The organism is Pantoea sp. BAV 3049 (assembly GCF_009765445.1).
In the GTDB taxonomy this organism is placed as follows: domain Bacteria; phylum Pseudomonadota; class Gammaproteobacteria; order Enterobacterales; family Enterobacteriaceae; genus Erwinia.
This window is the reverse complement of sequence record NZ_WHOY01000031.1, coordinates 4,563,580-4,578,685: the sequence shown is the minus strand read 5'-3', so window position 1 is coordinate 4,578,685 and position 15,106 is coordinate 4,563,580. Positions and strand designations below refer to the sequence as shown.

Below are 15,106 nucleotides of genomic sequence, written 5' to 3'. Positions count from 1 at the left end.
CAAAATTAATCTGCGGTAATTTTGAATATTTTCAGAAATTTTTACAGTATTATTTTTTAACTTAAATGCAATACTTATTCAGATAGCCGCTATTTAAAACTCCCTTACCCAATAAAAAAAGAATTACATGTTGATGATTTGGCCGCCAATCAAATCAGAGTTTAATTCTTTTATACACACCTAAAATTAACACTTTAAACCGCCATTTACTTAATAGCCGGGTTTTAATACTAAATTAACTCACAATTATCCAGACCGGTCGTTTTTTCACTGTGGTTGAGGAACTTTCATTAGAAAAGGTAATATTTATCGCAACCGTTAAGGTCACAGGGTGCGAAGACGTTCCTGAAACATCGTTACGATGGTTCGCCAAGGAGGCAGTAAAATGGATCAACATAACAGGAAGGTTTTTGGTTATGTGATTGAAAGGGATATACAGGTCAATATTTTTCAAAACAGAGTCATCAATATCAGCCAGCTGAGTCGGGATAACTCGTCCGTGGTACAGATGAGAAAAACCATGATGCGGCTGTTTATTTATCTGTTGGAAAACTCTGAAGGAAAAATTATTCAACATGAAGATATTTTACTAAATGTCTGGGATAAACATGGCCTCAGTTCATCCTCGCAGCGCCTGTGGCAGGTTATGCAATGCTTACGCAATAAGCTTTCCCTTCTGGGGCTTTCGGATGATTTTATCACCCGAGTGGAAACAGGTCCTCTCCGGGGATATCAAATCGCCGAAAATAAAGTAAAAGCTATTTATTACTACGAATAGAAAATAATTTGCAGCCGTCTACCTGCAAATACCTCTCTGCGAGGAAAAATGTAGATTTCGTCCAGAAAAAATGGATTTACTTAAATCATCTGAAATTAAAGGATTGTCTATGAAATACGCAACGCTCTCGGCGGTCATTGTGGCTGCGCTCTCTTCAGTGAATATCGCTTCAGCCTCTGATGGCACCATTACCTTTAATGGTGAACTGCAGGCAACAACCTGTAATGTGTCTGTCGATGGGCTGGGTTCCGATGCCAACGTTACTCTTCCTGTGGTTGGCGTCAGCCAGCTTTCCACTGCCGGCGCTACCGCGGGTCAGACCAAATTCAGCATTGACCTGAGCAACTGTGAAGGCACGCAGAATACCGCCACGGCATTCTTTGAATCCGGCCAGAACGTGGACAGCAACGGCCGTCTGAGCAACACCGGCTCAGCTGGTACCAACGTATCCCTGCAGCTGCGCGACGGCAGCAATACCAATACACCGGTTATTATTGTTGGTAACACAAGCCAGGAAACCAATAACTTCTACGGTGATATCGCTAATGGCAGTTTAAGCCTGCCATACCTGGTTGAGTATTATGCCAACCAGGCGGCCATCCCAGGCCTGGTGAATAGCAGCGTAACTTATTCCATCATTTATAAATAACAGCAGTGGCAGAGGAGTTTATTCCTCTGCCTTTTTTACTGGATAAAGAAAAACGGCATGAATAAAATCATTTCATTCTCTCCCGCCCTCTGTTGTGCGATATTTTTTACGTTATTCAGTCCCCTGCTATCTGCCAGCATTGTGGTCAGCGGGACAAGGGTTATCTATCCGTCAGATTCCCGTGAAGTCAGCGTTAAAGTGACCAACATGGGCGAGCGTCCGGTGCTGATCCAAAGCTGGCTTGACGACGGCGATATGAAGAGCAAACCGGAAAATATCCACGTTCCTTTTGTTCTGACTCCCCCCTTTAACCGCATTGATGCCGGTAAAGGACAGACTCTGCGCATCAGCCAGACCGATCCAACCTTACCCGAAGACCGGGAGACTTTATTCTGGCTGAACGTGCTGGAAGTTCCGGCGAAGAATAAGCTGCTTAAAGAGACAAATTATCTGCAGATGGCCTTTCGTACCCGGATCAAGTTTTTTTACCGTCCTGCCGGGCTGTCAGGTCACGCCAGCGATACGGTGAAAACCATGAAGTGGTATTCCCGCGATGGACAAATTACTGCCAGTAATCTCACGCCTTATTACGCTTCGCTGGCGAGTATCACACTGGGCGGGAAAAAGGTTGACGGAAAAATGGTCGCGCCATTTCAGTCTCAGACCTTCAATTTGTCCGGCAAACAGGGCGATACAATTAACGGTGAATTCGTCAATGACTTTGGCGCAATCATCGATTTCAGCGCCACGCTGCAGGAGTAGCAGCCAGCATGATTTCTGTCCCAACGCCCGGTCACGGCAACGACTGACCTGGATGCTTTCTGAAAAGGATTTCAATGAAAACTTCCCTGCGAGGCAAGGGCAGAAAAGGAGCCCGGATGCTGCTTTTCTGTTTTCTGGTGCATTTTTCCTGCCCGGGCCCGGCGGCGACTGAACAGCCCTCCGTCCCCCCTGCAGATGCGGAAGACGTTGAGTTTGATAACTCATTTTTGTATGTCAGCGACAAAAGTTCCGTTGACCTGAGCCGCTTCGCCAAAAGCGCAGCGGCAATGCCCGGCACTTACCTCACGGCGGTCTATATCAATAACCGAACAACCGGACAATATAAAATCCGCATGGTCGCCCGCCCGGACGGCTCAATTTATGCCTGCCTTGATCAATCCCTGTTAAAAAAAATCCCCTTCGCCGCAAGCAGGATCCCGCCGGGTCTGTTCAGCGACGAAAACAAGCCCTCAGCCTGTAGCGATCTGCAGAAAAAATTCCCTCAGGCGCAGGTGATTTATGACAGCAATGAACAGCGGCTGGATATTAACGTGCCGCAGATTTACCTGACCAGAACCGCCCGTGGGGCAACCGATCCCTCCCTGTGGGACAGCGGTATCCCCGCCCTGCCGCTGGGCTATACCGTCAGTGCCTGGCGCAGTGAAAGCCGGGGAGAAGTTTATCAGTCCGCCTGGGGCACCCTTAATGCCGGGCTGAATCTTGGTAGCTGGTATCTGCGGCATAACGGCAGCGCCAGCTGGCAGGAGCATCAGCAAGGCAGCTACAGCTCGCTGAACACCTATGTCCAGCGGGATGTCCCTTTTCTGCAGGGCCGGATGCTGGCAGGCCAGACCTCCACGCCGGGTGAGATCTTCGATACCCTGCCCTTTACCGGAGTCCAGCTTGCCAGCGATGACCGCATGCTGCCTGACGCCCTTCGTGGCTACGCGCCAGAAATTCGGGGCATTGCGCGGACAACAGCCCGCGTCAGCGTCCGGCAGAACGACCGGCTGATTTATGAAACAACCGTCTCTCCCGGAGAGTTTCTGATTAACGACCTCTATCCTGCTGGCTATGGCAGCGATCTGGCCGTCACGGTCCATGAATCGGACGGAACGGAGCAAAATTTCAGCGTGCCTTACTCCGCCATTGCTCAGCTGTTGCGACCGGGCAATTACCGCTATGACTTCACCGCCGGAAAAATTCGCAGCAGCAGCCTGCGCAGTCATCCGGCCCTGTGGCAGGCCAGCTGGCAACAGGGTATCAGCAATGCCGTCACGGGCTGGGGTGGTCTGCAGCTCAGCGATCGTTATGCCGCGCTGCAGCTGGGAGCGGCGATAGGGACAGAGGTGGGAGCATTTGCGCTGGATGTCACACATTCCCGCGATACCGCCCCACTGCCAGGCAGCCAGCAGGCCTCCGGCGGTGAGAGCTATCGCCTCAGCTACAGCAAAATCATTGAGGCCACCAACAGCAACCTTTCCCTGTCTGCCTGGCGGTTCTCCACTAAAGGCTACCAGGATTTGCTGAGTACTCTGCAAGACCGTGAAGCGTTTGCAAGCGATCGGTTCTCCGCGCTGGCCTGGCGTGCCAGACAGCGGCTGATGCTGACCGCCATCCAGACGCTGCCGGACGGTTTTGGCCAGTTCACCTTCAGCGGCTACCAGCAGGATTACTGGAACCGGGATGGCAATACTCGTCAGTTCCAGCTCAGCTACAGCAACAGATTCGGCCCACTCAGCTGGGGGCTGAGCGCCAACCGGACCTGGTCCTCCACCGGGATTGCAGAAGATAACTATCTGCTGAATTTCAGTTTCCCTCTGGGCAGGAGCGACACGCATTCAGTGCCGCAGCTCCGGGTTGATTTGACCCGTGACGGCAGCGGGCGCTATGCCGAACAGGCCACTGTCTCAGGCTCGGTGGGCAGGGATAACCCCTTCAGCTATGGCGTAACCGCTGCCAGAACCGCTGCGGGTAGCAGTATGGGATCTGTTACCGGCAGCTATCGCAGCCAGCTGGCCTCCATCAGCAGTTCTCTCAGCAAGGGTACCGGCTATCAGAGCGGCACGCTCAGCCTCAGCGGGACGGTGCTGGCCCATGCGGGCGGCCTTACCCTGACGCCTTACACCTCAGACACCTTTGCCCTTGTCGAAGCTCGTGGAGCCGAGGGTGCCAGGGTCTCTTCGTATCCGGGCATTTACGTTGACCATGCCGGATTTGCCGCCGTGCCTTATCTGGATGCCTATCAGATTAATGAAGTCAGCATCGATCCCGTCGGCGCTTCCAGTGAGGTTGAGCTGGAAAACACCACCCAGCAGGTTGTCCCTCGCTCCGGCGCAGTGGTGGCAGTGAAGTACGCCACCCGCCAGGGCACTCCGCTGCTGATCAATGCTCTTTATGACGGAGAACCGGTGCGATTTGGTGCAGAGATCAGTGACAGCGACGGAACCCCTCTGGGGTCAGTGGGCCAGGCAGGACAGATTTATGTCCGGGTCAGCGAAATGCAGGGGCAGCTCAGGGTGAAGTGGGGAGAAGGTCAGGACGGCTACTGCACGGTGAACTATCTCCTGCAGCCTGCTGAAAAAGCCCGCTCTCCACGCCTGCAGCGTTTCGACAGTCCATGCGAAAAACCGGGACCGGCAGTCCGTTAACTACCGCCAGTTAACTAGCTGAATAAACGAGGAATTTAAGCATGAAAAACCTTATCAGACCTGAGATTCTGGTCCTCTCCGCCCTGCTACTGGCAGGCTATTCCTCCTCCCTGCTGGCGGCCTGCGGGATCAGGGATTCGGCGCTGCATGCCGCCGTTTTACCTCTGCAAAGCAGCGCTCTGACCATCGGTCCGGATGCCAGCAACGGAACCATTATTTATCGTCAACACTTCAGGCCCGGCAGCCCGATGATGATTGACTGTGACAACAGCGCCGGCCCCGATCAACCCGCGATCATTGGAGAATTCAGCGGTTCAGGCCGTGTCTCTGACTGGTCTGACAGCACTTTCCCTGCTGGAACAGTTTATCAGACAGAAGTACCCGGTATCGGGATGGCGGTGTATGCCTGGAACAGTACGCAATATACGGTCCCCTTTAATTACCCACTGACCAGTTTGCAGCAAAATAATGATTCCACATGGACACCCCAACCGGGAATTGAATTTGACATTGTATTAATTAAAACCGGCGTTATTATACCGGGCAGCATTGGCGGAGAACGTTTACCGAAGGTCAATTACAACTTTTATTCGGTTGGCCAGCCTCAGGTTAATATTGGCAGCCTGAGTTTTTCCGGCACTATTAACATTGTATCAAGAACATGTACCACACCGGATGTTTCCGTTCCGATGGGTAGCTATGAGATTTCAAACACTTTTAAAAGTAACGGCAGTGTCAGTCCGTGGCAGGATGCTTCTATTAAGCTGACTGGCTGCCCCCGGTTTTATGGCATGGTCGGCAGCGGCGTTGACGCGAATGGCCAGATGATACAAGGGAGGAAAATCAGTAACAGCATCAGCGTGACGCTTTCCCCTAATACCCAAATCCTCGACAGCGGGTTGGGCATTATGGGCCTCAGAAGTAGCAAGGAAAGCGCTACTGGCATCGGCATTCAGCTCGCATGGGGAGAGAAAAGCGATCCCTCACCCCAACCGGTTACCTTTGGTGTCAGCCGGTTGTTCACCCTGCCGGATAATGGCGCGGCTCAGCAGTCAGTACCGCTTGTAGCCCGCTATATTCAGACTGCACCGCAGGTCACTCCGGGTAAAGCAGAAGCGACCGCCACGTTCACTATTTATTATTACTGAACGAAAACCAGCAGCCCCACCGCATGTTTATGGATAATCAATAGCAGAGGGAATTATGTGCATCTATATTATTTCTGATGACAAATTTTTTGTCAGTGGACTCAAAAGCGTTATGGCCGCCAGCGGTACAGAGATGAAAGTGTTTAATTATGAGAGTGGCTTACTGCTTTTTTATTATTGCACTTTCAGACAAGAAGATATTGTTATTGTTGATGTGAATTACTCCTGTCATTTCCAGTCCCCCCAAATTACCTGCCATACCCGTTATTTCAACGTAAATGTTGTTTTTGTGGTCGATTTGCCTCTGCAGGGAGAATATAGCGGTTTTCATCCGTACTGGCTCATTTCTAAAAAATGTCCGTTTAAAAAAATCCTGCCGCTGCTGAAACAGTTGACCAGTAATGACCGCAATCAGACTGAGCATCTTTCCAGAAAAGAAAATATCGTGCTGCGGGAGCTGGCGGGCGGGCGCTCGCCCCATTTTATTTCCCGCAAACTAAACCTGTCGGCGAAAACCATCAGCTCCCATAAGCAGAATGCGTTTCGTAAACTGGGCATGTCCCGGCTCAACGATATGTCGCTGCTTTGCTACCGGCAGATCATCAATCTTTATGCCAGATTCAACTGTTTACCTGCGGGACCAGGCAGGGAGCGCTGACACCCGCCTGAGAAGGTCAGAAGCTATTCACTGACGCGATAACGATCCAGCCAGTGTGCATAAGGAGCAGGCAGCACCCAGGAAGCCTGCTCCTTTTTCAGCGCCAGCGCTGCCTGATAGGGCCAGTTCGGGTTAGAGAGGTGCGCCCTACCCACCATGACCAGGTCCAGCTCACCGTTTTCAATGGTCTGGTCAGCAATCAGCGGAGAGTCAATCCCCCAGGCTGAAGCCACCGGGATCTGGGCTTCACGGCGGACACGTTCAGCAATCGGAGCGAGAAAAGCCGGTCCCCAGGGAATAGTGGCATCCGGGGTGGAGAAGCCGACACTGACGCTGAGCAGATCCAGCCCACCGGCGCGGAACTGGCGGGTCAGCGTAATGGCTTCTTCCAGCGTCTGTTCATCGCGGCCATCATATTCAATTACGCCAAAGCGTGCGGTCAGCCAGCATATCCGGCATCTGGAACAGCAACTCGGGCCGCTGATCCTGCGCAGCAAACGGCCGCTGGAGCTGGTGATCCCACGCGGAGAGGAGGTGCATAGCTGGCAGGATCTGGAGCGTATCGGCTTTATCGATCACCCGGACGGGCATCCGATGGCCACCCGTCTGCTCAGCCGTCGGTTTCCCGGCAACCCTGGCATCCGCAATCTGCCTCAGCGCGGCTTCAGTAACCAGGTCAGCCTGTTCCTTGAACCCGTGGCCCGGGGGTTGGGTTTTGCGGTCATCCCTCAGTTTGCGCGTCTGGCCTTTTCACGCCAGCAGGAGATCAGCGTGGTGGAGTGCGGAGCACCGGTGATGGATACCATCTGGCTGATCCATCGCGCGGAGTGGCCTTTATCCAGCCGGGCAGTAGAGGCCGTCAGCTTTCTGAAGCAGCACTTCCAGACGCCGCAAGCGCTCTGAGACGTATTTCCGCCAGGGCTGACTCTGCCGCACAACAGACCGCTCATAATGACTCACCTTGTTACATCTTCAACAAATGTCACACTTTAACGGCCCGGGATGCATCTTTCGGGTCGTGATTTGTTGCGTAATCTTTATCATTAAGCAGGAAAATGAAAAATAATAACGCGATTGCCCGGTAATGAAATTCAGAGATTTTGAAGAAGAAGAGAGGCTGTTTGTTCGCAGGGCTTTAGTCGCCTTTGGGGTAGTACTGGCAGGATTCGTCACGTTGGTGGTGAATCTCTGGCATCTGCAGATCGAGCAAAATCAGTATTATCAGACACGTTCTAACCAGAACGACATCAAGATGATCCCTATTGCGCCAACGCGCGGCATCATCTTCGACCGCAATGGCATTCCACTGGTTAAAAACGTCACCTGGTATGACATCGAGATCCTGCCGTACAAAGTCCAGGATATGAAGGCATTGCTGGGCCAGCTGGCACCCATTGTCGATCTCTCTCCAGACGATATCGATACTTTTACCCGTGCGCTGCACGCCAACAGCCGCTACAAGCCAGTGGTACTGAAAACCGAGCTGACTGATGAAGAAGTCGCCCGCTTCTCGGTGAACCAGTACAAGTTCACCGGCGTGGATATCAACAGCTACGAAGATCGCCAGTATCCTTACGGTCCTGACCTGGCGCATGTGGTCGGCTACGTCTCTAAAATCAACGATAACGATTTTAAACGGCTGGACAAAGAAGGTATCGGTGAGAACTACGCCGCCGATCACAATATCGGTAAGCAGGGCATCGAGGGCTATTATGAATCGGTGCTGCACGGCAAAACGGGTTATCAGGAAGTGGAAGTGGATAACCATGGCCGGGTGATCCGCGTACTGAAAGAAGTCCCTCCGGTTGCGGGTAAAAATATTTATCTGACGCTGGATCTGCACCTGCAGCAGTATGTTGAAACCCAGCTGGTCGGGCAGCGTGCCGCGGTGCTGATCGAAAACCCCAAAGATGGCGAAGTATTGGCAATGGTTTCCAGCCCCAGTTACGATCCCAATCCGTTTGTGAAGGGCATCAGCTATAAGGCATATAAAGAGCTGCTGGGGAATAAAGATCTGCCGTTGATTAATCGCGTCACCCAGGGACTTTATCCACCGGCTTCCACCGTTAAGCCTTATATGGCGATGTCGGCGCTGTTAACCCACGTGATCACGCCTTCAACCTCCTTCTTTGGCGCTTCCACATGGACACTGCCGGGCACCCAGCGCAAGTATCGCGACTGGAAAAAATCCGGCCACGGCATGCTGGATGTCACCCGGGCGATTGAGGAGTCAGCGGACACCTTTTTCTATCAGGTGGCGTTTATGATGGGCATTGACCGTATTCACACCATGCTCAGCCAGTTCGGTTACGGTAAGTCTACCGGCATCGACCTGAACGAAGAGTACAACGGGCTGTTGCCAAGCCGGGAATGGAAGCAGAAAGTGCATAAAAAAGGCTGGTATCAGGGGGATACCGTCTCGGTGGGGATCGGCCAGGGCTACTGGATTGCCACACCGATCCAGATGGTGAAGGCGCTGGATACGCTGATCAACAATGGCCGGGTGATCCAGCCACACCTGATGTACGAAGAGAAACAGGGCAAAGAAGTGGTGCCGTGGAAGCAGACAATCCCTGCCCAGCAGATTGGTGATGCCAACTCGCCTTACTGGAGCCTGGTACGCCATGCGATGTTTGGTATGGCGAATGCGCCAAACGGCACCGGTTATAAGTATTTTCATACCGCGCCTTACGGCATCGCGGCGAAAAGTGGCACCTCGCAGGTATTTGGTCTGAAGCAGAACCAGGTCTATAACGCTAAGATGATCCCGCAGCGTCTGCGCGACCATATTTTCTATACTGCCTTTGCGCCGTTCAATAATCCTAAGGTGGCGATGGCATTGATCCTGGAAAACGGTGGAGTTAACGGTGTAACCGCTGCGCCGCTGGCAAGGAATATTCTTGACCATATCTTCCTGCCACCTGACGTCGCACCGATGCCGGTGACCGCCGATCCTTCCAGTAATATCACAGCACAGTAGCGGGCAGTTTCAGGCTGCCCGCCTGCATCAGACTCCACTTCACAACGCCTTTATCCTGCTCGTTTCGTGTTCAGCCTCACAGAACCCCGATCTGCTTTGCCTCGTTGCTTGACGTGAAAATCCGCCCCTTCTACGTTGTGTACAATTCATATACAAATTAAATGCAACACATTAACAATGCCACCAGGCGTTATCAGACAAGGGGTTCCGCTATGCATCAGCAGCAGGGTGACCAGAAAGTTTTTCCGCTGACGGAAGGCGCACTGACAGCAAAAAAGACCAATACCCGCTGGGTAGTGGTTTTTGTGCTGTTCTTTATCACGCTGATTAATTACGCCGACCGGGCCACCATCTCCCTCGCCGGCCCCAGTATGGCGAACGAGCTGGGCCTCAGCCCGGTGGATATGGGCTTTATCTTCTCCGCCTTCGGCTGGGCCTACGTGATTTTTCAGCTGCCCGGCGGATGGCTGCTTGACCGCTTTGGCTCGAAAAAAATCTATGCTTTCAGCATCTTTTTCTGGTCACTGTTCACCCTGATGACCGGGCTGGCAGGCTTCGTGACCGGCGCGGCGGCAGTGGCAGTGCTGTTTGTGCTGCGCTTCCTGGTCGGCGGCTCAGAAGCCCCCTCTTTCCCTGCCAACAGCCGGATTGTCGCCGCCTGGTTCCCTGCTGCGGAACGTGGCACCGCTGCCGCCATCTTTAACTCGGCGCAATATGGCTCCACCGTGTTCTTTGCGCCGCTGATGGGCTGGCTGATCCACAGCTACGGCTGGCACGCCGCCTTTACCGTGATGGGCCTGCTGGGGATAGCGTTTCTGCCAGTCTGGAAAAAGTGGATCCACAACCCGAAAGATCATCCCAAAGTCAATGACGCGGAGCTGGAGTACATGACCAGCGGCGGTGCGCTGGTGGACATGGATGGCGGCGGGCGTGCAGACCAGAAAGGCCCGCATCTGGGCTACCTGAAACAGCTGCTGACCAGCCGGATGATGCTGGGTATCTATCTGGCGCAGTACTGCCTTAACGCCATCGGCTTCTTCTTTATTACCTGGTTCCCGGTCTATCTGGTTCAGGAAAAGCACATGAACATTATGAAGGCGGGCATGGTGGCCGCGGTTCCGGCGATTTGTGGCTTCCTCGGCGGCTTGCTGGGCGGGTTTGTATCCGATCTGCTGATTAAGCGCGGCACCTCCGTTTCCGTGGCGCGCAAAATCCCGATTGTCAGCGGCATGGTGCTCTGTACGGTGATGGTGCTGTGTAACTATACCTCTTCCGAAAGCGCGGTGGTCTTTATTATGGCGCTCTCTTTCCTCGGCAAAGGTATTGGTGGCATGGGATGGACGGTCAACGCCGACACCGCGCCGTCGCAGATTTCCGGCCTGTCAGGCAGCGTGCTGAATACCTTCAGCAATGCCTCCAGTATCACCACCCCTATCGCCATCGGCTTTATTCTGCAGGCGACCCATTCGTTCAACGGCGTCCTGCTGTTCGTGGTCGCTCATGCGGTAGTGGTGGTGCTTTGCTATCTGTTTATGGTCGGCAAGATCCAGCGCTTTCAGTTGAAAGAGATCCCCCCTGAGCAAGATGCCAGATAAAAGAAGGAGTGTGACAATGTCTCCTGCCACAACGGGCAATATCAAAAAATCGCTGAGCTTTATCGCCTACGAGAGGATCAAAGAGATGATCCTCAATATGGAGATCGCGCCGGGCAGCTCGCTGACGGAAATGGGGCTGATTGAGCAGCTGGCAATGAGCCGCACGCCGGTACGTGAAGCGCTCTACCGGCTGCAGCAGGAGAGCTTCGTTGAGCTGGCCCCGCGCAAGGGCTGGTTCGTCGCGGAAATTAAGCTGCGGGATATTCAGGAGCTGTTTCTGATCCGCGAGGCGCTGGAGGGCATCGCCACCCGCAACGCCACTCACCGGCTGAGCGAAGAGCAACTGCAGCAGATGCAGCACTATCTCGCCTCGATTGAAACCAGCCTGCTGGCAGATGAGGCGGCGGTCAGCGATCCCGGCGATTCGCTGCACGAGATGATTTTTACCTGCATCGACAACCACTACATCAATACCATCATGACCAATTACATCGACCGGCTGCGGCAGTTTCACATCATCGCCAGCCGCCTGCCCGGTCGCAAATTGCAGTCCTATTATGAACATCGCGAGGTGCTGCTGGCGCTGATGGCACGCGATGAGAACCGCGCGGAAGAGGCAATGCGCCAGCATATTCGCAGCAGTATGAACAGCATACTGGACTGCATCATCAATAAAACGCCGCTGTATGGCCAGTCCGTTTCCATTTCAGTTTCTGCCCGCTGAAGGCACTTATTCAAGGAGAAGACATGCGTAAAGTCATCGTATTTGGGGTCGACGGGCTGACGATGCCCCTGCTGAAAAGGTACTCCGACGAGGGGATCCTGCCCCATATCCGCACTCTTTTTCAGCAGGGTGCCGCCTGCGAGCTGCTGCCGTTTATTTCCGCCTGGGGCGACGTGAACTGGGTGACATTTATGGCTGGTCAGTGCCCCGGAACCTCATGGATTGGTCAGGGCAGTCCGACCGACAATGCAGCGACCGGTAATCTGCTTTCACTGATGAAAAATAAAGGGCTGCGGGCATCTCTGGTGCATTTCCCGGAAACCGTCGCTGCGGACTCACCGCATTTCAGCTTTGCGCCCTACTGGGGACGCGCGGCGGCATGGCCTGCCGAGCAATTTAAAGCAATGGGCCACACCACCCTTTATGAACAGCGCACCGGCAATAAGCAGGCCCGGCAGCAGAAGCTGGGCTGGCCGCCCTCCTCCTCGCTGGCCTATCACGAAAAAGGGGCCTGGCAGCCGCTGGAGCAGCACGAGGGCACCACCCGCCTGACCATGCAGGCGCAGCAGGGGCTTTCGCTGGCATTTACCCTCGACGAGTCCGCCAGCCAGCCAGTGCTGCGCCTGGCAGATGAACATGTCACTCTGACTCTGGGCCAGTGGAGCGACTGGCTGCCGCTGAGCAACCACGGCGTGGAGGGCAGCGTGCGCTTCTTCCTCGGACGCTATCAGCCTGCGCTGAATGAGATTGAGATCCTGCAAAGCCAGGTCACCCGCAAGGATCGCCTGACGTCCGACCAGGCGTTGGGCAACGAGTTGCTGAAGAATTTCGGCCCGTTTTACAGCAAGTGGGTGGTGAAGGCATCCCCGCAGGAGAGCTATCTGTCAGCCACGCTGCAGGAGGGTGATGAGCAATCCCTCTGGCTGTGCGACACCGCCATCAGCCTGACACAGAAACATGACTTCTCCCTGTGGGCCACCGTGCACCGCCTGGCAGACGAGTCGCACCATAACTGCCTCGGCCAGGTGGATCCACAATCACCATTTTATGAGGCAGACAAGGCGCAGGCTTACGATGATGTGATGCGCGAGTGCTACAAGGTACTGGATAAGAGCATTGGTAAACTGCTGCAAGAGATGGATGACGAGACCACGCTGATGCTGGCTTCTGACCACGGCGCGGTGCCAAACGAATATATGTGTGACATCAACCGCTACCTGCAGAAGCATGGCCTGGTGACTCTTACCGATCGGGGCGACCCGATTGTAGAGCAGAGCAAGGTGTACCTGAAGGACGACCGGGGCGGGCTGGAGATTTTCGCCAATCTACAGGGACGGGAAACCCACGGCTGCGTGTCAGCGGAGGAGTATGACGCGGTTCGTGCGGAAGTGCTGCTGGCGCTGGGCAGCTGGAAGGTGCAGCACCACGGCAAACCGCGCAACGCAGTCAGCCTGGCCTTGCTGAAGGAGGATGCCGTGGGCATCGGCTTCTGGGGTTCCTGCGCCGGGGACATTGTTTTCGCCTATAACGCGGGCTTCGTCTGGGGCACCAGCCGTACCGGCGAAGATATCTGTCCGGTGGAAGTTCCGGGCGCAAACCACGGGCCGCAGAAACCGACGGCGGAAACCAGCATCGCTTCTAACTACGGCGTGCTGCTGGCTTACGGTGCCGGTATCCGCCAGGGCTATTACCGCGATCGTCAGCAAAAAGGGCCTTACCGCATGGTCGATCCGGCCGCCACCATCGCCCACCTGCTCGGACTTGAACACGCCTCGCTGGACGGCACCGTGATGCACGATTTGCTCAGCCCCAACGCTTAACTGGAGAACAGAATGAAGATTACCCGGATTACCCCTCACCTGCTTTCGGCCCGCCTGCGGGAACCGTTTTCCTACTCGCGAGCCTGGTATGACACCCGTACTGCCATGCTGGTTGAGATTGAAACAGACACCGGCCTGACTGGCTGGGGCGAGTGCTACGGCCCGGCACGTATGACCCGGTCGGTGGTGAAAGAGGTCGCCACCACGCTGATCGGCAGCGACCCGCTGCGCAGCGAATTTCTCTGGCAGGATGTTTATGCCCGCTATCGCGATCACGGGCAGAAAGGGCTGCTGATTCAGGGGCTGAGCGGCATTGATATCGCGCTGTGGGATATTCGCGGCAAACACTTCAACGCTCCGGCTTATCAGCTGCTGGGTGGAGCGCTACGTGAGGATGTTCAGGCTTACGCTACTGGTCTATACCGGCGCAAAGGTGGCGATCCGCTGCAGTATCTGGCGGAGGAAGCGGCTGGTTATGTGGCGGAGGGTTTCCGCGCCATGAAGCTGAAGGTGGGCTTTGGCGTGGCAGAAGATGTCGCCGTGACCCGCGCGGTGCGTGAAGCGATTGGGCCGGATGTCGCGTTGATGATCGATGCCAATCATGCCTACGATGCGGTTTCCGCCATTAAGCTGGGCCGTCAGGTGGAAGAGCTGGATATCAGCTGGTTTGAGGAGCCGGTGCCGCCGGAAGATCTGGCCGGGTATCAGGCGGTGAAAGCGGCGCTGACCATCCCGATTGCCGGGGGCGAATGTGAATTTACCCGCCAGGGCTTTCGTGAGGTGCTGACCCACCGCGCGATGGATATTCTGCAACCGGACATCTGTTCCGCTGGCGGCCTGTCTGAGTGCAAGAAAATTGCCGATATGGCGATGGCTTTCGGCATCCGGACTAATCCTCACGTCTGGGGCACCGGTATCGGCATCGCCGCCTCGCTGCAGTGGATGGCGCTGGTGCCGTCGCACACGCCGGTATCGCTGTCCCCCACCGAGCCTCTGCTGGAGTTTGACCGCACCGAGCACCCTATCCGTCAGGCCATCCTGACCACGCCGATAACCCATCATCAGGGACGGGTGGCAATCCCGACAGGTCCAGGGCTGGGTATCGAAATTAACCGCGATGCGCTGCATGATTTTAAAGTGGACTGAATAATTTCCCGTAAAAGAATGGGTTACCCTTTGCCGATAACAGACTATGGAGGAATGTCTTTACTTCATAAGAGCCTGATATCGCTGCGGGGAAAAAGATACCGGATCGCGCTGAATAATTTTGGCACCGGCTATTCCAGTCTGAATTACCTGACGCAGTTCCCGAAGATTAACCGCTGCTTTACCCGGATGCCC

The 15,106-nt window shown here is 54.6% G+C and carries 12 protein-coding genes and 1 pseudogene; 12 read left to right on the top strand and 1 reads right to left on the bottom strand.

Annotation, left to right across the window (positions count from 1 at the left end; genetic code table 11):
* The first annotated feature begins 385 nt into the window (after nt 1-385).
* The 6 genes from GSQ70_RS22640 to GSQ70_RS22615 all read left to right on the top strand — a co-directional run bounded on the left by GSQ70_RS22640 (nt 386) and on the right by GSQ70_RS22615 (nt 6,646).
* Nucleotides 386-778 carry a hypothetical protein gene (locus GSQ70_RS22640; RefSeq protein WP_158784614.1) on the top strand — a complete coding sequence of 131 codons (393 nt, stop codon included), beginning with the start codon at nt 386-388 and terminating at the stop codon, nt 776-778.
* Between the two features lie 109 nt (nt 779-887).
* On the top strand, nt 888-1,427 hold the full coding sequence (locus GSQ70_RS22635; RefSeq protein WP_158784613.1) for a fimbrial protein: 540 nt from the start codon (nt 888-890) through the stop codon (nt 1,425-1,427).
* Nucleotides 1,428-1,484: 57 nt separating this feature from the next.
* A complete protein-coding gene (locus tag GSQ70_RS22630) occupies nt 1,485-2,189 on the top strand; it encodes a molecular chaperone (RefSeq protein ID WP_158784612.1) in 705 nt (234 codons plus the stop codon).
* Between the two features lie 116 nt (nt 2,190-2,305).
* Nucleotides 2,306-4,840: a fimbria/pilus outer membrane usher protein gene (locus tag GSQ70_RS22625; protein WP_233268450.1), complete on the top strand. Its 2,535-nt coding sequence runs from the start codon at nt 2,306-2,308 to the stop codon at nt 4,838-4,840.
* Between the two features lie 41 nt (nt 4,841-4,881).
* Nucleotides 4,882-5,988 carry a fimbrial protein gene (locus tag GSQ70_RS22620; protein ID WP_158784610.1) on the top strand — a complete coding sequence of 369 codons (1,107 nt, stop codon included), beginning with the start codon at nt 4,882-4,884 and terminating at the stop codon, nt 5,986-5,988.
* Nucleotides 5,989-6,277: 289 nt separating this feature from the next.
* On the top strand, nt 6,278-6,646 hold the full coding sequence (locus tag GSQ70_RS22615) for a response regulator transcription factor (RefSeq protein WP_158784609.1): 369 nt from the start codon (nt 6,278-6,280) through the stop codon (nt 6,644-6,646).
* 23 nt (nt 6,647-6,669) lie between these two features.
* Here the strand turns inward: GSQ70_RS22615 and GSQ70_RS22610 are convergent.
* Nucleotides 6,670-7,089, bottom strand: a pseudogene (locus GSQ70_RS22610) (NADH:flavin oxidoreductase/NADH oxidase); the annotation flags it as partial.
* 70 nt (nt 7,090-7,159) lie between these two features.
* Here GSQ70_RS22610 and GSQ70_RS22605 point away from each other — a divergent pair.
* The 6 genes from GSQ70_RS22605 to GSQ70_RS22580 all read left to right on the top strand — a co-directional run bounded on the left by GSQ70_RS22605 (nt 7,160) and on the right by GSQ70_RS22580 (nt 14,911).
* Nucleotides 7,160-7,549, top strand: coding sequence for a LysR substrate-binding domain-containing protein (locus tag GSQ70_RS22605; RefSeq protein ID WP_233268448.1), 390 nt, complete (start codon nt 7,160-7,162; stop codon nt 7,547-7,549).
* A 181-nt stretch (nt 7,550-7,730) separates the two neighbouring features.
* Nucleotides 7,731-9,626 (top strand): penicillin-binding protein 2, encoded by a 1,896-nt coding sequence (mrdA, locus tag GSQ70_RS22600; RefSeq protein WP_158784607.1) that lies wholly within the window; start codon nt 7,731-7,733, stop codon nt 9,624-9,626.
* Nucleotides 9,627-9,838: 212 nt separating this feature from the next.
* Nucleotides 9,839-11,221: an MFS transporter gene (locus GSQ70_RS22595; protein ID WP_158784606.1), complete on the top strand. Its 1,383-nt coding sequence runs from the start codon at nt 9,839-9,841 to the stop codon at nt 11,219-11,221.
* A 16-nt stretch (nt 11,222-11,237) separates the two neighbouring features.
* Nucleotides 11,238-11,945: a GntR family transcriptional regulator gene (locus GSQ70_RS22590; protein ID WP_158784605.1), complete on the top strand. Its 708-nt coding sequence runs from the start codon at nt 11,238-11,240 to the stop codon at nt 11,943-11,945.
* Nucleotides 11,946-11,968: 23 nt separating this feature from the next.
* A complete protein-coding gene (locus GSQ70_RS22585; protein WP_158784604.1) occupies nt 11,969-13,765 on the top strand; it encodes an alkaline phosphatase family protein in 1,797 nt (598 codons plus the stop codon).
* Nucleotides 13,766-13,777: 12 nt separating this feature from the next.
* Complete coding sequence (locus GSQ70_RS22580; RefSeq protein WP_158784603.1) at nt 13,778-14,911, top strand: mandelate racemase/muconate lactonizing enzyme family protein; 1,134 nt, start codon at nt 13,778-13,780, stop codon at nt 14,909-14,911.
* Nucleotides 14,912-15,106 lie beyond the last annotated feature (195 nt).